The following is a 21,464-nucleotide window of genomic DNA, read 5'->3' as shown; positions in this document are numbered from 1 at the left end:
TTATTCAGCGAGCAGTTTGTGCTTGAGAGCGAAGCGGATGAGATCCACATTATTAGCCAGCCCTAGTTTACTTAAAATGTTGGCGCGGTGAACATGAATTGTTTTATGGCTGATCGAGAGTTCTGTACCAATGTGTTTGACATCTTCACCTTGGATCAGGTGGTTAAATACTTCGATTTCTCGCTTCGTAAGCTCATCTAATGCTGAGGGAGTAGCAGACGCGTTACTTAAATTGAATAGCGCATCGGCACATAAATATCGATCGCCGTTGGCGACTGTTCTGATGGCAGTTACTAACTCACCTGGCCCACAGCGTTTAGATAAATAACCGCAAGCTCCTGCTTCAATAGCTTGGCTAACGAATGAAGCTGAATCATAAATACTGAGAATAATGGCGCGGAAGTTCGGCTGTTCTTTACGAAGTTTACTTAGTAATACTAAACCACTTTCATCAGGCATGGAAATATCGATGACAGCAACATCTACTGATGATTTGACTAAGGCTTTAAAAGCTTCTGAGGCACAACTATGTTGGCTGTGCACATTAATATCAGACTCAACACTAAGCAATTGTGCAAAGCCAGAGCGAACCATAATGTGGTCATCAACGAGAGCGACAGAAATCATATATATATCCTTATTTAAGGTCGCCATCATTGCAAAAGGGATTTGAACCTTCAAATGGCTCGACAAATAGATGTGATGGTAGTCGCTCATCTTTGGTGATTAATTTATAATTAGTGGTTAGAAATATAAAGAGAGTGCCATTTGGCACTCTCTTTCGTTGACCTGTAATATTGTTTGAGTCAAATATTCAGGATTATGGGCACTGAGCAATCATGGTTTGTTCTGGTGTTCCATCGTTGGCGAACTTTAAGCTCCAAACGTAATGACCTGCTTGAAAAATAGTGGTAGCGGTATCTTTACCATATCCACCTGGAACCAGCGTTGCTTCTTGACCAAGTGAAAGGGTCATGTTGTCAGCTGTAAACTGCTGGGCCCAATCATTACTTGCATATTGCATCTTATAGCTACCTATTTTTTCATTAACGACGACTTGGTAAACCCCGTCACCTTTGTATTGAAAGGCGCGAGAAGAGACATGTTTCCAATTCGAGTCTGAAAAATCTCCGACAACGTATAAGGTTTCGGTGATTGGACCGGGCTCATTCATCGTTGGGTTATCACATTGCGCCATAAATGAGTCGTTGTCCGGGTTGGGTTTACTGCTGTCATTTTCGATTGGTCCTTCAATGCTCGGTTGATCAACGCTTAAAAATTTTGCTTCAAAAGGGGCCAATTCAATTTCGTAGAGGCCACCAGCAAGGTTGAGTTTCGTACCGGATTGAAGGTTTGTAAGCGTACCTTTTGAGCCAATATTATTAGCGGCTAAAGTTAATGTTTGAGTTTGGTCACTGGTGCTGACCAGATATAACAGAATATCGTCGGTGAACTGCTTATGATCCACATAAGCATCTTCTGTGGCAATAATATTGGTGCGTTGGCCGGAAGAGAGTGCAGGGTGTTGGGCTCTTAATGTCATGAGTTCAGTTACATAGGCTTTAAGGTTTAACTGCTTCGTATTTAAAGAGACGCTGATGCCTTCAATTTTAGCGCTAGTTCTGGCGACGTGGTCATCACATAGCCCGTCAATGGCACATGTATCATTGGTGACCTGTTGAGAAAATCCGTCTAATTGGTCACCGATCTCATCGCCGTAATAGAGTGTGATAGGTCCGGTGTAAGCAGCTTGAAATGATATCGCGGCTTTATAGCGCTGCCAATACTCGGCATCTTCAGGGTTTGCTATATTTCCACGTTGCAGTAAGTCGCCGAAGCGAACGAGATCGTGGTTACCTAGCATAAGATTTGGTTTGGCGTGGTCAGGATAGAGTGCATGTAAGCGCATCCCTTCATCGAGCCATTTTCCGCCTTTATTTCCTACATTGCTTTCATTGACAGCAAAGGTTTCAACGACACGATAACGAACAGGAAAGTCGTAGGCAGAACAGAGTGCAGGGTTGTCTTGTTCACCATAGCCTGTCTCTTTGATGTAATTCTCATTATTCCAAATTTCAGCCACCATATAACCGAGAGGATTAACAATTTGGCCATCGCTGTTGGTGTAAGTCACTGATGATGATGCTTGATCGACCGTTCTACGAATTTCAGTCCAAGCATCAGTTGGAACTTGATAAGCTTGATCCAATCGCCAGCCATCAATTTTTAGTTCCTTAATCCAGTATTCAGCTACTTCTTGATAAAAAGGCAAGCTTTCTGGATAAGAGACTGGGTTACTTGCACCAGAAGGGAGTTGCCCCGTTGGCGATGGCATTATATTCGCTTTGTGATGACCAAACACGCCATCAAAGAATACATACAAACCTTTTTTATGCGCTGTTTCAACTAATTCTTTGGCTTTGTCTATGTCACCAAATCGAGGGTCAATCGTGAAGTAATCTGTGGCGAAATATCCTGTTGCATCAAGTCTATCGGCCCAATGGTCTTGACCTTTTAGTGGTTCAGAGTTAAATACAGGAGTCATCCATATGGCGTTCATTCCAAGCGATTTTATGTAGTCGAGAGAATCGATAATGCCTTGAATATCGCCATTATGGTGACTGGATCCATAACCCGTACCATGGCCAATATTTGTATCACCATCAATAAAGCTTTCCACCATGACTTGGTAAATTCGCAAATCGTTGGACGTATTATTAGTCTCAATAGAACACGCATAGGCGGAAGGCGGTGAGGTGGTTGCTTTTGATGATGATTCAGAGCCATTACAGCCAGTGATTATTGTTGTTATTGAAAGGATAGTCGTGGCGATTATCCTATTTTTTTGATTGTTAATAWTCACGTTATTTTCCTGATTTTAGTTATAACTGAATAATAAACAACACGAAAAATAAGATAACCTCCTTAAAACTGTACTTAAGGGGCGGAGTGGAAAGGCTGAGAGATCTTGCTCACGTCGAAGTTGTTTGGTAGGGCTACCAAATGAGAGTTGACGCAATTTATAAGATTGTGAATAGGGTTATTTAGAAAAAGAAGAGATTTTTGTTAAAAAAAATACAAAATCTAATCCTATTCTTGACACTCTAAAGAGATGAACTAATGTTTATGTAACGTTGTACGGTCTGCAACGTTAGGCTTAGGATAATAATAAAAGGGCGTAAATATGGAGTTACTCGAATGTCAGTTGCAACTGAATGATGACAGTTTATATGTGTTTGATTCAGTAGAAAAATCGCTAGCGTATGTAGATAATAACCCGTTAGATAATTTCCACTCTGCTAGTCTAAAAGTGGTTAAGAACGGTCAACAGTACAGTTTTAATGCTCATAGCAGTGAAGATATGATGGAGAGTCTATTCAATCTTTAGTGCTATTTGATGATTTTCCGCAACAAAGAAGGATCTCATTGAGATCCTTCTTTTTATTGGTGTGCAACGAGCACGAGAGCCTAATTGTTGTTAGATGACGGCTGTTCAGGTTTTGTTGCGGTTGTGTTCGCTCTTAATCGATTGATTAATGTCATTACCACTGGGCTGGCAAGAACCAGAACAGCAATAACGGTGAAAGTGAGGGTAATGGGTCTCTCCCACAAGAAGCTTAATTCACCATCGGCAATCATTAAAGCACGGCGTAAGTTCTCTTCCATTAACCCCCCTAAAATGAACCCAAGTAATAATGGTGCGAGAGGAAAATTGGCTAACCTTAAAGCGATGGCCGCCATGGCAATGAATAACATGATGAACACGTCCATGGTATTAAATGAAACCAAATAGACACCAGTAATAGAGAAGAACAGAATCATTGGAAGCAGTACTGTTCTTGGTACCGCTAATAATTTCGAGATATACGGGATAAGCGGCAGATTCAGAATCACGAGTACAATGTTACCAAAGTACATAGAGATGATGACTGACCAAAATACATCTGGGTGATCAACAAATAGACGTGGTCCGGGCTGAATACCATAGGCGATAAGCGCCCCAAGCATAATGGCAGTCGTTCCTGAACCAGGGATCCCTAGTGTTAATAGCGGAACAAATGAACCACTTGATGCGGCATTGTTAGCCGATTCTGGTGCGACCAAACCGCGAATACTGCCTTTACCGAACTCTTTCTGCTTCTCTTTCGGAGCAAGGCTTCGTTCCATTCCGTAACTTAGGAAGGCTGCTATTGTGGCTCCTGCGCCAGGTAATACACCAGTAAAGAAGCCAAGAATAGAAGAACGAATCGAGACAGGTGCCACTTCTTTAAGTTCTTCTTTGGTGACTTTCATACTACCGATATCGGCCATTTTGTTTTTTTCTTCGCCACTGGTATCTTTCTCTGGATTTAAGATACCCATGAGAGTTTCGCCTAATGCGAAGGTGGCCATTGCAAGCAGTAGAAAACTGAATCCATCCATTAAGTCAGTCAGCCCGAAAGTGAATCGCTCAACCCCGACGCCTTTATCTATCCCGACGGTAGATAACATCAATCCTAATATGGTCATCATCCAAGCTTTGATGACTTGACCGGGCCCGGCAAATGCAGCAACCGCTGATAGGCCGACAAGCATAAGCGCGAAATAGTCTGAAGATTGAAAACTCAGAGAAACCGAGGCTAAAGCAGGAGCGGCAATCAACAGCATAATGGCAGACAGCGTTCCCCCTGTGAAAGAGGAGTAAGCGGCGAGCGCAAGTGCTTTACCCGCTTGGCCTTTCTGTGCCATAGGATAACCATCAAAAGCGGTGACAACGGTTGATGAACAGCCCGGAGCATTGATTAGAATCGAAGAGGTTGACCCTCCAAATACAGCGCCATAATAAACCCCAGCCATAAGAATCAAGCCAGAAGAGGGCTCTAACCCGTAAGTGATTGGGATCATCAAAGCAATGGCAGATATAGGACCAAGCCCCGGGAGCATACCAATGAAGGTTCCAACAAAACAGCCGATAACGACCATCATGATATTCATGGGCATCACTGCGGTCGATAACCCTTGTAAAATTCCGTCTAACATAATGTGTTCCTACTCATACTTAAAATAAGCCAACTGCGGTTGCTCATTGGCTATCAGTATTACCAAAGGGTGAAGATAAGACCGGGCTCAAGGTAGATGTCTAATCCTTGAGTTAAAAGAAGATAAAACCCGATAACAAATGGGAATGAAGCCCCTAATAGAATCGATTTACGGCGTTCGCCTAGTAGGTAAAACCCTGCGAGTAAGAACAAACTGGTTGCTAATACAAAACCGACGTATGTTAGGCCAAGGCCATATAGCGCCATTAGTGCAAGGAAGGAGAGTAATAGCTTCCAATTGAAGCCAAGGATCGCGCCGCTTTGTTTGTCAGGTTTCCCCATGATAAGAAGAAGGAGTGATAAGCCACTTCCTGCTATCGTGAGCAATATTGGTAATGTTCTTGCGGTAAACGGTTCGTATTCATCACCTGGAAACAAAGGGATCAGTGTCGTTTGATAGCCATAGCATAGACAGGTAATTAAGAAAATGAGTGCACCAACACGATCTCTGCACAGAAGGTATTCGCGACTAAAAAATTTGGTTGGCAAATCCGACATATCCAACTCCATTTGTGGTTCATAAAAGAAAAAACGTATACAAGCGAGTCAATAAATCACTAACTAAGCGTCATCCGATTGCTGCTAGTCAAACGGGTTCGCAATAAACAAAGGAGTTTGGGTAAACACTTGTATACGTGAAACAGGGTAGGGTCGATAGATTGCCCCAAAGGTTATTGATGTCATCAAGGTGGCATCAATAACCTATATTTCTATATTGATGACCTCAAGAACACTACTTCAAGAAGCCGAGTTCGCGCATCAATGTACCCATCTGCTTCTCTTGCTGCTCTAAGAATGTGTAGAAGTCTTTGTCTGCTTTGTAGTTGTCGATCCACCCATTTCGGTCTCGAACCACTGCCCATTCATCGGTTTTGTACATTTTCGATAACGCTTGGTTCCATTCATCTATTTTTGCTTGGCTAGTGCCGGGAGCGGCGAAGAATCCACGCCAGTTCGCAAATACCGTTTCATTGCCATACTCAACGAGAGTTGGAATGTCTGGCGCGGCTGCAAGTCGTTTCGGAGCGGTAACGGCTAAGATTTTCACTTGGCCTGATTTAGACATTTCAAGCACTTCACCTAAACCCGTAGATAGAAGTTGAGTTTCACCAGAGAGGAGTGCAGCCATTGCCTTGCCACCAGCATCGTATGCAATATAACGAACTTTCTTAGCATCGAAACCTTCACCTTTAAACGCAGCGGCTACGACAAGATGATCCATACTGCCGCGAGCTGATCCTCCGGCAATTTTTACTTTACGTGGGTTGGCTTTGAAATCGGCCACCACCTCTTCCCAAGAGTTGTATTTAGAATCAGTCGAAGTCACGATTGCTCCGTAATCGGCAATAGTGGCGGCAACTGGAGTAAGGTCTCTGAATGATTGTGGGAAAATACCAGTAAGAGAGCGCACAACAATAGGTGTCGAGTTCACCATCAAAGTATCTTCTTGACGTTTGGCGGTTTCAATTAAGTGTGCGATTGCTTTACCGCCACCACCGCCAGATAGGTTTTGAAAGGAGACATTTTCAACGATATCGGACTTTACGAGTACATCACCAGTACCACGAGCCGTCATATCCCAACCGCCACCCGCTCCGCCAGGGATTAAGAAATGTATTTTTTCTACGTCTGCTGCAAGAGCACTGAAAGATAAGCTTGCGGTGATTATCGTTGCCGCTAGAGTCGGTTTTAATACCTTAAACATGTTTCACGTTCCTTATGTCGGCGCATGGAATTTGAATCAATCCATGCTTTTTATAATATGTTCACCACAAGAAAGAGCCATTCGATGTGGATAGAGTAAAGTTAATGGCTTGTTATGAAATTGTCGTTATAACGATGATAAAAAGAATAAAGGGCATAAAGGGAGTTTTGGTCATAAAGTTCATGAGTTGCTGATAATAATAATTTGCGAGCAGTAACATAAAGTTACGGATTATTTGCGTGGATTCTCACAAATAAGAGAATCACTGTTGCATATGTGTTATGTTGCTATTAGTTGTGTTGCCAATTTGGATACTATTAAGCAAGGATTGCAAATAATGGGCTCAAGAAAGGTAGGAAACAAAAGAATAACCATCCGAGTGACCGTCGTTGGGATGTTTTTAATCGCAACACTGATAACTGCACTCATCGCGATTAGTTTACAGTACCGTTTTAGTAAGCAGATGGCAGCAGAAAACGCAGTCACAGAATATCGGGGTGTCTCTGAGCAGATCAGCAGTTACATCAAAAGATTAGATAGAGAAGCGACTTATACGGCAGAACTGCTCGGTAAGATCATGAACGAATCTGAATATAATCAGTCGTTCGAAAAGACACGGTCTATTTTTGCGCAGGCAATGAATAAAAACCCTCTGTTCTATAGCCTCTATGTCGGGTATGACAACGAGAATTTTTATCAGCTAATCAATTTAAATTCCGCTCCGATCGTTCGAGAACGAATCCGCGCAATTTCAAGTGATCGCTGGGTTCTAATTAAAATCTCTAATATTGGTAACCAACGAATAAAAGAGACGCTTTATTATGACGCCAATTTCAACATAAGGCATACAAAATCCGAAAAGAGTAATTACTATCCTACTCAAAGACCATGGTACTCCGCCCAAGGAAAAACAGAGGTAGATAAAACCTTACCTTATCTTTTTCAGCATCTAAAAATACCAGGGCAGACTTACTCAATTGGTATCCCTGAATCGAAAGCGGTACTGGGGATTGATATCGTTCTATCATCGGTAGAGTCTGAACTGGCAAAGTCTTCAATAGTAAAACGTAATTCTCAGCATTTGACTGAGGGTGAATTGGTCAATGAACGTGATTCATCGACAATACTAGAAGCTTATATCTATCGTAAAAATGGAGAGGTAATCGCTTCTAATCAATCCTCTTCTCAGCTCGTTATTTTGCCACCATCCAAAATATTACCTCTCACCGCGAAACAGCAATCCATTATCGCGGACGCACGTTCATTCAAAGTATCTAATCAAAATGATTGGGCACCTATGGATTTTTCATTGGCAGGCCAGCCACAAGGGTACAGCGTGGATACTTTGGGGCTAGTGTCTGAAATGACAGGGTTAAGGTTTGAATTCATAAACGGTTTTTCATGGAATGAACTGCTTGCTAAGTATCAAAGCAATGAGCTGGATATGCTGCATTCCCTTCAAAATAATAAAATGAATCAAACATTGGGTGTCTTTAGCCAACCGATGTATGAGCTGTCATTTGGAATTGTCACTAACACTGGAGTGGATGATATAAAAACGCTCACAGAGTTGAATGGAAAGCGATTAGCAATTTTAGACGGTTGGTCTGTTATTCCACAAATAAAGAAACAATTTCCTTCCATCCAATTACAAGTTTATCCAAGTGTTCGACAAGCGATTGAAGCCGTGAAAAGTGGTGATGCCGATGCTGTTATTGATTCCCAAGTAATTTTATCGCAAGTGACTCAGCAGTATTTCATCGAAGAGCTACAGGCTCACAATAATATCGTGGAGTTTCAGTATGGCTTCTCTGATGAGTTTCATTTAGTGATGAAAGAACCGGACCATGAAATTGTGAATATCATCAATCAGGCACTTGCGAATATCACTCCGGAACAGAAGGAAGCATTAAAGCGGAAATGGTTAAGCGGGCCTGAAACGAGATCACCAAAGCAATCAGATCTTGTTGTGCCTTATGCTGAGCTTATGGAAATAGCCGATCAACCAACACAGCAGCATAAGTTAGTTTTGAAAGATATTGCTGGTGAAAGTAAATATATTTTTGTGAGTGATGTTGGTGTTGATGTGGGCTCTGAAGAGTACTTTGCGGTAGTGATCCCACAGACGGTTATTTATTCGGTAGCCAAAAGTAAGGTTGTTACTTCTGTTTTGTTAACGGCGGGATTTTTATCTCTCTTTCTACCGCTGTCGTGGTTTTTTGGTTCACCCATCGTCAAACCGATTGCGCGGCTTCGAGAGCAGAGTGCCAAAATTAAGAATCGTCAATATGATGATGTGCAGCTTGTGGAAACTCAAGTCAAAGAGTTGTGGGAGTTGTCCGTTTCGATTAAAGAGATGTCGTGTGAACTTAAACGACATGAGGAGGCTCAAGAAGAGTTCGTCGAATCTTTCATCCGCCTCATCGCACAAGCGATCGATGACAAGTCACCTTATACCGCAGGACACTGTAATCGAGTGCCTGAACTTGGAATTATGCTCTCGGAAGCGGCTGAAAAGTCAGAGTCTGGCCCATTTAAGAGCTTTGCGTTTGCGAATGATGATGAACGACGAGAATTTAGAATTGCTGCTTGGTTGCATGACTGCGGTAAAATCACCACTCCCGAACATATCGTAGACAAAGGCACTAAGTTAGAAGCGAGTTATAATCGAATTCATGAAGTAAGAATGCGATTTGAAGTACTATGGCGGGACGCTGAAATTGAAACCTTAAAACAATTGGCGTTGGAACCACATAATCATGAAATTTTGATGCAGAAATTGAAGCGAGATCAGCAGCAGTTGGTGGATGATTTTGCGTTTGTAGCATCAGCCAATGTGGGTTCAGAGTTTATGAATGATGAGAGCATCGAACGTATTCATGATTTAGCAAGTAAGACTTGGACTCGCTATTTTGATGATCGCCTAGGATTATCACCCATCGAAGAGCTAGCCTGTGAAGGTGAAGCGAGCCCGCTCCCTGTGACCGAAACTCTGCTTGCCGATAAAGCGGAACACATTATCAAGCGTAGCCAGAATGTAGAATTTGATCCACAGTTCAATATAAAAATGGATGTGCCTGAACATCAATACAACTTGGGTGAGATCTACAATTTGACCGTAAAAAGGGGCACTTTAACCGCTGAAGACAGATTTAAGATAAATGAGCATATGATCAGCACAATTAAAATGCTGGAGAATCTGCCATTCCCTCCAGAACTTGCTCGTGTGCCTCGTTATGCTTCAACGCACCATGAGACGTTAAAAGGAACAGGGTATCCAAGAAGACTCACGGGCGACCAGTTATCTGTGCCTGAACGTATTTTGGTTATCGCGGATATATTTGAAGCATTAACCGCAGCAGACAGGCCATATAAAAAGGCGAAACCAATCAGCGTTGCCGTCAATATTATGTATAAGATGGCTCTTGATGATCACTTAGATATTGAGCTATTCAGGCTGTTTCTTGCTAGTGGTACTTACCTTCGTTATGCGAAAGAGTATTTACGACCAGAACAAATCGATCACGTTGATATCAGCCAATATTTGGATGATGAGTTAGCCGCATAGCAATTTTGTTCAATATTTATGGATACATTCAGCCTAGGCTGTCGGTACCACACATTCACTGAATTTAATTATGTTCACTGTTTTTATTTCAATGGCGCTTTTTGCCTTAGTGGGTTCCATTTCTCCGGGCCCGGTTAATGTCATTGCAACTAGTACGGCTGCTAATTATGGGATCAAACGAGCCATGCCTTATGTCATGGGCGCGACGATCTCATACACTTTAATTGTATTTCTTGCTGGCATTTTACTTGAAAGTTTAACGACGTTTGTTCCTCAAATTTCTGGAGGAATGCGTATTGTCGGTGGGCTATTTCTGATCTATATGGCAATTAAAATCGCGACGGCTGAACCTAACGTAGGAAGTAAAGAAGAGAGGCTGTCTGCACCTAGCTTATTTGATGGCGCAATCTCTCAGGGAGTAAACCCGAAGGCGTGGATGGTATCGATGTCAGGGGTCAGCTTATATGTGATTGGTCAGGGAAGCAGTGGCTATTATCTATCAATATTTTGCCTGTTCTCTTTTGTGATTTGCTTTATTGGGGTATCAATATGGGCGGTTGCCGGGAGTGTAATAGGACAGTATTTGCAATCACAACGTAGACAGGTGATATTTAACTGGATTATGGCGATGTTGCTTATTGGTTCGGTTCTATCCATGTGGCTTGCCGATTAAGAGCAGGGCTGTTAAAAAAGTACTATGAAATAGCATGATTTACCAAGGAGGGTGAGTTGTGAAACAAGATAATTCCGTATTCTTTAAGCGAAGCGACTTGCTGCCCTTTGTTGAGATGCGAAAAGCGACCCGGTCAACGGCTTGTTATCATCAACATTCACATGATGAGTTTTCGTTTGGGATCATTGATCAGGGAAACGCATTATATAGAAACCGACAGACAAACCATTCGATCAGTCAAGGGGACACAGTCACCATTAATCCGAGTGATGTGCACAGTTGTAACCCAGCGAAGGGAAAGTGGTCGTATAGAATGCTGTTCATTGACGCCCATTGGATGGGGGAGATTCAATCTCAGCTGTTCAAACATAACCGCATTGATTATCACCCTTTTGAGCGTCAATATGAAACATCAGAACTTTTTTATCAGAGTTTTAATCACCTGTTTCAATCATTGAACCAAAATTATGAGCCATTAACGTGTGAAGTGCAGTTGGTCGACTTTTTAGAACTATGCTTCAATGCGCAAAATTCAATGGATAGTCTGCAACAGAACCAAACCTATCGCCCTTGCTCTAATATGCGCCGTATAAAAGAGATGCTCCTAGATCAAATCGGTGAACAATTGAGTTTAGAAGCGTTAGTCTCTGAAGTTGGTATCAGTCAATACCATCTTATTCGTCGTTTTAGGCACTACTTTGGTATGTCACCCCATGCGTACTTGTTGGATGCTCGAATTAAAAAATCCAAACAAATGTTACGAACAGGTTGTAAAATTGTCGACATATCAAATAGTCTTGGTTTTTCAGATCAAGCTCATTTTCAGCGTAACTTTAAAAAAAGAATTGCTGTTACACCAAAGTGTTACCAGTCATATTTCCTTTAATACTCTAATGACCCCTAAAATTCACCCTTCTAGACCTTAGTCTAAATTGTCGACAATTCACTTGATTGTCGACACTTTGATCGTCTATTTTATATTCAGGTTAACAAATTGTTGACAACTTATCTCGCAGACGAGTGATGAATATGAACATAGCAATGCAGCCAAAAATCAAAGCAACAAGTAAAGAGAATACTAAGTCTGAAAACCTGACTGAATACTTGATTGATGCCATCGTTGAAGGTGACATTGCACCCGGCAGTAAAATCTCTGAACCTGAACTGGCTAAACGGTTTGAGGTGAGCCGCGGCCCATTACGAGAAGCAATTATGCGTGTCGAAGGGCTAGGCTTGATTGAACGAATTCCTCACATTGGCGCACGTGTCATCAGCTTTTCTACTGAACACCTTTTAGAGCTTTATTCTGTACGAGAAGCACTTGAAGGTATGGCGGCACGATTGGCTGCTCGCCATATTACGGCAGAAGAAATACGCAGTTTAGAAGCCGTACTGTCGACACATTCAGAACATATCGATCAAGTTGAAGGGGCGTCTTATTTTCATCAACATGGTGACTTTGATTTCCATTATCAAATTATTAAAGCGAGCCGCAATAAAAAGCTAGTGTCATTGCTGTGCGACGAGCTATATCACCTCTTGCGTATGTACCGCTACCAATCACCCCGATCTCATTCACGGCCAGAAGAGGCGCTGGATGAGCACAAATATATTCTTCAAGCGATAACAAACCGAGATGAAGAGTTAGCCGAAATGCTAATGAGAAGACACATCTCAGGCAGCCGTCGTTTGATAGAGCAGCAGTTAGACAATGAACAGGGAGAAGAAAAATGAGCTTAAGTCCAGGCGCTAAATTTCGACAGGCTGTAGAGCAAAACGAGCCATTGCAGATTGTCGGAACCGTGAATCCGTATTGTGCAATGATGGCGAAAAATGTGGGTCATCAAGCGATTTATCTATCCGGTGGGGGAATCGCCAATGCTTCATACGGATTACCTGATTTGGGTATTACAACATTGAATGATGTGCTGGTGGATGTAGAGCGTATTACTAATGCATGTGATTTGCCACTGCTGGTGGATATCGATACTGGGTTTGGGGGCGCATTTAATATTGCTCGCACTGTCAAAGCGATGGAAAAAGCAGGCGCAGCGGCCATTCATATGGAAGATCAGGTTGCTCAGAAGCGTTGTGGCCATCGTCCAAATAAAGCCATTGTCAGCAAACAAGAGATGGTTGACCGAGTTAAGGCGGCAGCGGACGCAAGAGTGAATCCAGAATTTGTGATCATGGCGCGAACCGATGCGCTTGCCGTTGAAGGTATTGATAGTGCGATTGAACGAGCGATTGCTTGTGTTCACGCTGGTGCCGACATGATCTTCCCAGAAGCGATGACCACTTTAGAGCAGTATGAGGTTTTCTCTCAAGCTCTGAAATCAGCGTGTGGAAAACATGTCCCAATTCTTGCCAATATCACCGAGTTTGGGCAAACCCCTCTCTACGGATGTGACGACTTGGCTAAGTCGAATGTCGATATGGTCCTTTATCCGTTAAGTGCTTTCAGGGCGATGAATAAAGCTGCTGAAATGGTTTACTCACACTTACTTGAGGTCGGCAATCAAGAGGCGCTATTAGACTCAATGCAGACTCGAAAAGAGCTATACCAACACCTTAACTATCATGATTATGAAGACAAATTAGATAAGCTTTTTAACGAGCAATCTGATGTGTAATTAACGAATTCGTCAATATTAACTTAATCCAATAACGTGAGAAGTGTGGTCTCAGAGACTGAAAACAGCCCTTAACTATAGGTCGATATAAACCAGTACATTCGTTCGGAAGTCGATGTATTTGGTTCACTATCACGCACTATAAGATGCCGTGATAAGCACCATAGTATAGAAAAAGGCTGAGATCCCGCTGAAAAGGAGTTCACAATGTCAGCAACAACAATCGATAAAAAACCAGCAATTGGTGGTGCAGGATTGCGCGGCCAAAGCGCAGGAACCACGTCATTATGTACCGTAGGGAAGTCAGGAACAGGGCTGACTTATCGTGGCTATGACATTACCGACTTAGCCAATAACGCACAATTTGAAGAAGTCGCTCATCTATTATTGAGAGGCCACCTACCGAATCAGACCGAATTGGATCTCTACAAATCTCGATTAGTCAGTTTACGAGGTTTACCGCAAGAATTGAAAGCCGCCTTGGAGCTGATCCCAGCGGATGCGCACCCTATGGATGTGATGCGAACGGGTTGTTCAATGCTAGGTAACTTAGAGCAGGAACAAGATTTTTCTGAGCAAGAACAAGCGACGGAACGTATGTTGGCTCTATTTCCAGCCATGATCTGCTACTGGTATCGTTTTAGCCATGATGGTGTGCGCATCGATACAGAAGATCAAAGTGAAACATGCACAGGTGGCTATTTCTTAAAAATGCTGACCGATAAAGCACCCACTGAATTGCACAAAAAAGTGATGCATTGTTCGTTGATTTTATACGCAGAGCACGAATTCAATGCCTCAACATTTGCTGGCAGAGTCTGCGCTTCAACACTCTCAGATATTCATTCGTGTGTGACGGCAGCAATAGGAACCTTACGTGGTCCATTGCATGGCGGAGCAAACGAAGCAGCAATGGCGATGATCGAGAATTGGAAAACGGCGGAAGAGGCAGAATCTAAAATCCTTACGATGCTAGAAAACAAAGACAAAATCATGGGCTTCGGACATGCCGTCTATCGTGAAAGTGACCCACGAAATGCACTCATAAAACGCTGGTCAAAAGAGTTGTCGACTGCTGTTGGTGATACACATCTTTATGCGGTTTCTGAGCGCGTAGAAGCCGTGATGAAACGCGAAAAAAGACTGTTTTGTAATGCCGATTTCTTCCACGCTTCCGCTTATCACTTCTTGGATATTCCGACCAAACTATTCACTCCGATTTTTGTTATGAGTCGTTTAACTGGCTGGGCTGCACACATTTACGAGCAGCGAGCGAACAACCGAATTATTCGCCCAAGTGCTGATTACGATGGCCCTGAGCATCAAGATTGGTTGCCAATTGAACTGCGTGACTAACGATAACAATAAAATGCATGGATGGATCTATGAGTGATGTAAATATGAACAGCCAATATCGGAAAAAACTAGCGGGTACTTCAGTTGAATATTTTGATACCCGTGAAGCGGTGAATAGCATAGCAGCAGGCGCGTATGACTCTTTGCCTTATACATCAAGAGTGCTTGCCGAGAATTTAGTAAGACGTTGCGATCCGAGCTCATTAACTGACTCACTAAAACAGATTATTGAGCGTAAAAGTGAATTGGATTTTCCTTGGTATCCTGCGCGAGTAGTGTGCCATGACATCCTTGGTCAGACGGCATTAGTTGATTTGGCTGGTCTACGGGATGCCATTGCGGATCAAGGCGGCGATCCCGCGAAGGTTAACCCAGTTGTTGAAACACAATTGATCGTCGATCACTCATTAGCGGTTGAGCACGCAGGCTTTGATAGTGAATCATTTGAAAAGAATCGAGCGATAGAAGATCGTCGAAACGAAGATCGATTCCATTTTATTGAATGGTGTAAAACCGCATTTAAAAATGTCAGTGTCATTCCTGCTGGTAACGGCATCATGCACCAGATTAACTTAGAAAAAATGTCGCCAGTGGTTCAAGTGAAACAAGGTGTCGCATTTCCTGATACTTGTGTCGGAACGGATAGTCATACTCCTCATGTTGATGCCTTGGGTGTGCTTGCTATTGGTGTGGGGGGGTTAGAAGCGGAAACCGTCATGCTTGGTCGTCCGTCCATGATGCGCTTACCTGATATTGTGGGAGTGAAAATAACAGGCCAGCGCCAAGCCGGAATTACTGCGACAGATATTGTGTTGGCGATAACGGAGTTTTTAAGAAGTCAGCGAGTGGTGTCGTCATATTTAGAGTTTTTCGGAAGCGGTGTGAAAGACCTCACGATTGGAGATCGAGCCACCATTTCGAACATGACCCCTGAATATGGTGCAACAGCGGGCATGTTCTATATCGATGAACAGACCATCAATTACCTTAAGCTCACAGGGCGAGATGCCGAACAGGTGGCGCTTGTTGAACATTATGCAAAACAAACTGGCTTGTGGGCGGATGACTTAGTTAATGCGGAATATGAACGCGTACTTGAGTTCGATTTGTCTATGGTACAGCGTAATCTTGCTGGGCCATCAAACCCTCATCGTAGGCTTCCTACCGCCGAACTAACAGAGAGAGGGATTGCTGGGGAATGGCAAGAGCAAGACGGCTCAGACAGTGATAAAACGATGCCTGATGGTGCAGTTATTATTGCGGCTATAACATCATGTACAAATACCAGTAACCCAAGGAATGTGGTTGCTGCGGCATTACTGGCGAAAAAAGCGAATCAACTTGGATTGGTGCGTAAGCCGTGGGTGAAAACCTCGTTTGCTCCCGGATCAAAAGTCGCAAAATTGTATTTAGAAGAGGCAGGTTTGTTGCCTGAGCTTGAACAATTAGGTTTTGGCATTGTTGGGTATGCTTGTACTACATGTAACGGCATGAGTGGTGCTCTAGATCCTGTCATCCAGCAAGAAATTATCAATCGTGATCTTTATACCACAGCGGTCTTGTCTGGTAATCGAAACTTTGATGGGCGAATTCATCCTTACGCAAAACAAGCATTTTTGGCGTCACCACCGCTCGTTGTGGCTTATGCGATTGCAGGTACGATACGCTTTGATATCGAAAAAGATGCTTTGGGTGTCGATCACGAAGGCAACGCGATTTATCTCAATGACTTATGGCCAAGTGACGAAGAAATTGATGCGGTAGTGAAGCAGAGTGTTAAGCCTGAGCAATTCCATCAAGTTTATATCCAAATGTTTAAGCTCGATGATGAAGAGAGTAATAGCAACCCACTATATGATTGGCGACCAATGAGTACTTATATTCGTCGTCCGCCATATTGGGAAGGTGCATTGGCAGGTGCTCGAACATTATCAGGAATGAGGCCACTTGCCGTACTAGGCGATAACATTACCACCGACCATTTGTCTCCATCAAACGCCATTCTTGCTTCCAGTGCTGCCGGAGAATACCTCACAAAAATGGAAGTGCCAGAGGAAGACTTCAACTCCTATGCGACCCACCGTGGTGATCACTTAACTGCTCAACGCGCAACGTTTGCGAATCCAAAACTGTTCAATGAGATGGTTAAAGAGCAGGGAGAAGTGGTGCAAGGTTCGGTGACCAGAATAGAGCCTGAAGGCAAAGTCAGCCGAATGTGGGAAGCGATAGAGACTTACATGAATCGTAAACAACCACTTATCATTGTTGCAGGAGCCGATTATGGCCAAGGCTCATCACGAGATTGGGCGGCAAAAGGCGTTCGGTTAGCTGGCGTTGAGGCGATTGCCGCAGAAGGATTTGAACGAATTCACCGTACTAATTTAGTCGGAATGGGGGTCTTGCCTCTCGAATTCAAGGCTGGGACTAATCGTCAAAGTCTGCAACTGGATGGCAGTGAGCTCTATGATGTCATTGGTGACATTGAGCCGGGTGTGGATTTAGCCCTAATCATTACCCGCACTAACGGAGAAAGAGTCAAAGTACCTGTGACATGTCGATTGGATACCGCCGATGAACTGAGCGTCTACAACGCTGGCGGTGTATTACAACGTTTCGCGCAAGACTTTTTGGCTCAATAGGGAGAAGGTAATGACTGATTCTAAACTTCAACCTCGAATTATTAGCAAGCCTCAAATTAAAGTACCTGCCACTTACATGCGCGGAGGAACCAGTAAAGGGGTATTTTTCAATTTAAGTGACTTACCTGAATCGGCGCAGGTCGCAGGGCAATCGAGAGATAACTTACTGCTACGCGTCATTGGAAGCCCTGATCCTTATGCCAAACAGATTGATGGTATGGGGGGCGCAACGTCGAGTACGAGCAAGACGGTGATTGTGTCCAAAAGTGACAGTCCTGACCATGATGTTGATTATCTTTTTGGGCAAGTTTCAATTGATAAAGCCTTTGTTGATTGGGGAGGAAACTGCGGCAATTTGTCTGCGGCAGTTGGTCCATTTGCTATCCATAGTGGGCTTATTGATCCTGATAGCGTTCCAAATGACGGCATAGTCAGTGTTCGGATTTGGCAAGTTAATATAGAGAAAACCATTATTGTGCATGTGCCTATTTGCAATGGCCAAGTTCAGGAAATGGGCGATTTTTCACTTGATGGAGTTACCTTTCCCGCGGCGGAAATTCAAGTCGACTTTATGGATCCAGCGGACAGTAATGGGTCGATGTTCCCCACTGGCAACTTAATTGATGATCTTAATGTTCCAAACGTTGGCGTATTGAACGCAACATTAATTAATGCGGGCATTCCAACCGTCTTCATTGATGCTCACTCAATAGGTTATCAAGGCACTGAGTTGCAAGATGATATCAATAATAACCCTGAAGCCCTGGCTATGTTTGAATTGATTCGATCTCATGGTGCTTTGAAAATGGGCCTAATTAATGATATTGAGCAAGCAAAATTAAGCCAGCACACCCCTAAAGTTGCTTTTGTCTCTAAACCTAAAAATCATCAATCGTCGAGTGGAAAACCCATTGCTGAGAAGGATGTAGACGTATTAGTGAGGGCGCTATCTATGGGCAAGCTGCACCATGCCATGATGGGAACCGCAGCGGTTGCTATTGCCTCTGCGGCTTGTGTTCCCGGTACATTGGTGAATTTGGCAGCCGGAGGTGACGTAAAAGAGTCGGTTACGTTTGGTCATCCCTCTGGTTCGTTAAAAGTTGGGGCAAAAGCGAGTCAAAAGGCACAAAGTTGGATGGTAGAAAAAGCGGTGATGAGCCGCAGTGCCAGAATTCTCATGGAAGGGTGGGTCAGAGTTCCCGCTGAAACTTGTGAGCTGAACGACAGCGAAATGGCTGATTAGTGGCTAGGACAAAATTAGGAGAAGGCATCATGTCTGCTTATTTAAATGAATATCAATTTTCACAAAATGAACCTGAGCAATTTTGGCGACAGCAAGCACAGCAACTTTCATGGTTTGAAGCACCAAAAACGATTTTGCAAAATGATCAAAATGGCATTGAAAGATGGTTTCCCGACGGGGTTTTAAATACATCTTGGTTGGCGTTAGATTACCACTGCGATCAAGGCCGTGGAGAGCAAACCGCAATTATTTATGATTCTCCGGTCACCAACACCAAGAAAAAATACACCTATCTTGAATTACGAGATCAAGTTGCAAAAGTGGCTGGAATGCTAGCGGAACAAGGTGTGTCGAAAGGCGATCGCGTTATTATCTATATGCCGATGATCCCAGAAGCCGCAATGGCAATGTTAGCGTGTGCGCGACTTGGTGCGATCCACTCGGTGGTGTTCGGTGGGTTTGCCCCTAATGAGTTAGCCGTTCGAATTGAAGATGCTGAACCTAAAGTGATTATGACGGCATCATGCGGAATAGAAGTAAATAAGGTATTGCCATATAAACCACTAGTTGATCAAGCGATTATGGATAGTCGATGGAAGCCTGAAAAAGTGTTCGTTCATCAAAGACCAGAATGTTTGGCGACATTAGATAATGAACGTGATATCGAATGGAACAGTGCCGCTGCCAGTGCGCTTCCGCATGCATGCGTGCCTCTACTATCAACCGATCCACTCTATATTCTTTATACGTCAGGAACTACAGGGAAACCTAAAGGCGTGGTTCGTGATAATGGTGGACATGCCGTTGCGATGAAATACTCAATGAGCACAATTTACGATATGCCTCAAGATGGTGTTTTCTGGGCTGCATCGGATGTTGGTTGGGTTGTTGGGCACTCCTATATTGTCTACGCTCCTCTTATTCACGGTTGCACAACGGTTTTATTCGAAGGGAAACCTGTGCGAACACCAGATCCAGGTGCATTTTGGCGAGTGTGTGAAGAGTATAATGTTCAAGCATTGTTCTCGGCTCCGACAGCATTTAGGGCCATAAAAAAGGAAGACCCTAATGGCGAATTGTTGGCCCAGTATGACTTATCTAAACTTAAAACCATTTTCATGGCAGGGGAACGTTTAGACCCACCAACTTTAGAGTGGGTGATTGAGCAAACCGATAAGCCAGTCATCGATCACTGGTGGCAAACTGAAACTGGGTGGGCGATAGCAGGGAACCCAACAGGATTAGAATTAATGCCAGTTAAACCGGGTTCTGCTACAAAACCTATTCCTGGCTATCAAGTGGCAGTATTGAATGAAATTGGCGACCAATTAGCGGCGAATCAGCAAGGCTTTGTGGCATTAAAACGTCCATTACCGCCCGGTTGTTTACCGACGGTTTGGCGTAATCATGACAGATTTGAATCCGGTTACCTGAGTCAGTTCCCTGGTTACTATGTATCAGGTGATGGCGGTTATTTAGATGAAGATGGTTACCTATTCATCATGGGTCGAATTGATGATGTTATTAACGTAGCAGGACACAGGCTTTCAACCGGAGAAATGGAAGAAATTGTCGGAGGTCACCCTGCGGTGGCGGAATGTGCGGTTGTTGGCGTACATGATGATTTGAAAGGGCAAATGCCTTTAGGTTTAGTTGTACTGAAAGATGGCGTCAAAATTGATGATTTAGAATTAGAAGGGGAGCTGGTGGGCAAAGTTCGGCATGAAATTGGCCCAGTTGCTTGCTTTAAACATGCTCTTGTCGTCGAACGCTTACCGAAGACTCGATCTGGTAAAATTTTACGTCGAGTGATCCGCCAGATTGCGGATGGTGAAAGTTATACAGTGCCATCGACTATTGATGACCCATCAAGCTTAACTGAAATTGAGCAAGCTCTTCATCACGAGTAGTGTTTTGGTCATCAGTGCTGATTAGCCCCTTCAATTGATATTGAAGGGGTTTTTCGTATGTATGATTGTCGATCTTACAAATAGCAATTCCTTAGTTCGTCAGGTAATCTTCATTCAAACTACTTATATACGTCAATTCATAGGTCATTAATGCACAATATTGAAATTAGAGCAGCAGTTGTCACGGATCTTGATGATTTGAATGATTTAATGTTTGATTTACATGATCACCATCATCAAGCATGTCCTGAACATTTTAAAACGGCTGAAGATATTGAGCAGGAAAAAAGTATTGCTCGATATCTCGATGACCCAGAATGTGTAGTGTATGTGGCGAAGCAAGATGATGAAATTATTGGATTTATCACCGGGCATTTTTGTGAATTAGTCTCTACGGTCAGTAAACCTGTTCCAATGGGAAGTGTTGACGAACTGTATGTTGTTCCGAAATTTAGACAATTACAAATAGCGCAGAAATTGTTTGAACATATTGAAGTCATTTTTGAACAATATGGTGTAAAACAGATGTTCGTTGAGGTTTGGGAATTTAACCAATCAGCTCAACATTTTTATCAGAAAATGGGATTCACTCATCATATTCAGTGGATGCGTAAAGCGATAGGTAAATCGACACAGAAGAAAACGTAGAATAGAGATAC

16 protein-coding genes are annotated in these 21,464 nt (G+C 43.2%); 11 read left to right on the top strand and 5 right to left on the bottom strand.

Annotated features, from left to right (window positions below; genetic code table 11):
• Together L4C39_RS03015 and L4C39_RS03010 are read right to left on the bottom strand one after the other, a co-directional pair.
• Entirely contained in the window at positions 1-627 is a 627-nt protein-coding gene (locus tag L4C39_RS03015; RefSeq protein ID WP_113796947.1) for a response regulator, read from the bottom strand.
• Positions 628-820: 193 nt separating this feature from the next.
• Positions 821-2,863 (bottom strand): alpha-amylase family glycosyl hydrolase, encoded by a 2,043-nt coding sequence (locus L4C39_RS03010; RefSeq protein WP_429744346.1) that lies wholly within the window; start codon positions 2,861-2,863, stop codon positions 821-823.
• 321 nt (positions 2,864-3,184) lie between these two features.
• Here L4C39_RS03010 and L4C39_RS03005 point away from each other — a divergent pair, with 321 nt between their 5' ends.
• On the top strand, positions 3,185-3,388 hold the full coding sequence (locus L4C39_RS03005; RefSeq protein ID WP_113796949.1) for a hypothetical protein: 204 nt from the start codon (positions 3,185-3,187) through the stop codon (positions 3,386-3,388).
• Between the two features lie 80 nt (positions 3,389-3,468).
• Here the strand turns inward: L4C39_RS03005 and L4C39_RS03000 are convergent, their stop codons facing one another.
• From L4C39_RS03000 to L4C39_RS02990, 3 genes are all read right to left on the bottom strand, one after another.
• Positions 3,469-5,019 carry a tripartite tricarboxylate transporter permease gene (locus L4C39_RS03000; RefSeq protein WP_017052667.1) on the bottom strand — a complete coding sequence of 517 codons (1,551 nt, stop codon included), beginning with the start codon at positions 5,017-5,019 and terminating at the stop codon, positions 3,469-3,471.
• Positions 5,020-5,078: 59 nt separating this feature from the next.
• The gene (locus L4C39_RS02995; protein WP_017052666.1) at positions 5,079-5,576 is read right to left on the bottom strand and encodes a tripartite tricarboxylate transporter TctB family protein; all 498 of its coding nucleotides are present in this window, start codon (positions 5,574-5,576) and stop codon (positions 5,079-5,081) included.
• Positions 5,577-5,811: 235 nt separating this feature from the next.
• Positions 5,812-6,783 carry a tripartite tricarboxylate transporter substrate binding protein gene (locus L4C39_RS02990; RefSeq protein ID WP_017052665.1) on the bottom strand — a complete coding sequence of 324 codons (972 nt, stop codon included), beginning with the start codon at positions 6,781-6,783 and terminating at the stop codon, positions 5,812-5,814.
• 337 nt (positions 6,784-7,120) lie between these two features.
• On the opposite strand from L4C39_RS02990, the gene L4C39_RS02985 reads away from it, so the two are divergent.
• The 10 genes from L4C39_RS02985 (at position 7,121) to L4C39_RS02940 (ending at position 21,453) form a co-directional block, all read left to right on the top strand.
• Positions 7,121-10,351: an HD domain-containing phosphohydrolase gene (locus L4C39_RS02985; RefSeq protein ID WP_429744342.1), complete on the top strand. Its 3,231-nt coding sequence runs from the start codon at positions 7,121-7,123 to the stop codon at positions 10,349-10,351.
• 70 nt (positions 10,352-10,421) lie between these two features.
• On the top strand, positions 10,422-11,024 hold the full coding sequence (locus L4C39_RS02980; protein ID WP_017052663.1) for a LysE family translocator: 603 nt from the start codon (positions 10,422-10,424) through the stop codon (positions 11,022-11,024).
• A 58-nt stretch (positions 11,025-11,082) separates the two neighbouring features.
• The gene (locus L4C39_RS02975; RefSeq protein WP_429744340.1) at positions 11,083-11,910 is read left to right on the top strand and encodes a helix-turn-helix transcriptional regulator; all 828 of its coding nucleotides are present in this window, start codon (positions 11,083-11,085) and stop codon (positions 11,908-11,910) included.
• 155 nt (positions 11,911-12,065) lie between these two features.
• Positions 12,066-12,758, top strand: a complete 693-nt coding sequence (locus L4C39_RS02970) for a GntR family transcriptional regulator (RefSeq protein ID WP_017052661.1) — start codon at positions 12,066-12,068, stop codon at positions 12,756-12,758.
• On the top strand, positions 12,755-13,657 hold the full coding sequence (gene prpB / locus L4C39_RS02965; RefSeq protein WP_017052660.1) for a methylisocitrate lyase: 903 nt from the start codon (positions 12,755-12,757) through the stop codon (positions 13,655-13,657). Before L4C39_RS02970 ends, prpB begins: the two co-directional genes overlap by 4 nt.
• A 207-nt stretch (positions 13,658-13,864) precedes the next feature.
• Complete coding sequence (gene prpC / locus L4C39_RS02960) at positions 13,865-15,013, top strand: bifunctional 2-methylcitrate synthase/citrate synthase (RefSeq protein ID WP_429744337.1); 1,149 nt, start codon at positions 13,865-13,867, stop codon at positions 15,011-15,013.
• A 29-nt stretch (positions 15,014-15,042) separates the two neighbouring features.
• Positions 15,043-17,652 carry a Fe/S-dependent 2-methylisocitrate dehydratase AcnD gene (acnD, locus tag L4C39_RS02955; RefSeq protein ID WP_429744335.1) on the top strand — a complete coding sequence of 870 codons (2,610 nt, stop codon included), beginning with the start codon at positions 15,043-15,045 and terminating at the stop codon, positions 17,650-17,652.
• A 10-nt stretch (positions 17,653-17,662) separates the two neighbouring features.
• Positions 17,663-18,895 carry a 2-methylaconitate cis-trans isomerase PrpF gene (prpF, locus tag L4C39_RS02950; protein WP_429744333.1) on the top strand — a complete coding sequence of 411 codons (1,233 nt, stop codon included), beginning with the start codon at positions 17,663-17,665 and terminating at the stop codon, positions 18,893-18,895.
• A 29-nt stretch (positions 18,896-18,924) separates the two neighbouring features.
• On the top strand, positions 18,925-20,805 hold the full coding sequence (locus tag L4C39_RS02945) for a propionyl-CoA synthetase (protein ID WP_017052656.1): 1,881 nt from the start codon (positions 18,925-18,927) through the stop codon (positions 20,803-20,805).
• A gap of 150 nt (positions 20,806-20,955) precedes the next feature.
• A complete protein-coding gene (locus L4C39_RS02940) occupies positions 20,956-21,453 on the top strand; it encodes a GNAT family N-acetyltransferase (protein ID WP_429744331.1) in 498 nt (165 codons plus the stop codon).
• Positions 21,454-21,464: the final 11 nt, after the last annotated feature.

Source organism: Vibrio clamense, from assembly GCF_050337905.1.
Classification (GTDB): domain Bacteria; phylum Pseudomonadota; class Gammaproteobacteria; order Enterobacterales; family Vibrionaceae; genus Vibrio; species Vibrio cortegadensis.
This window is presented reverse-complemented; position numbering and strand designations above follow the sequence as displayed.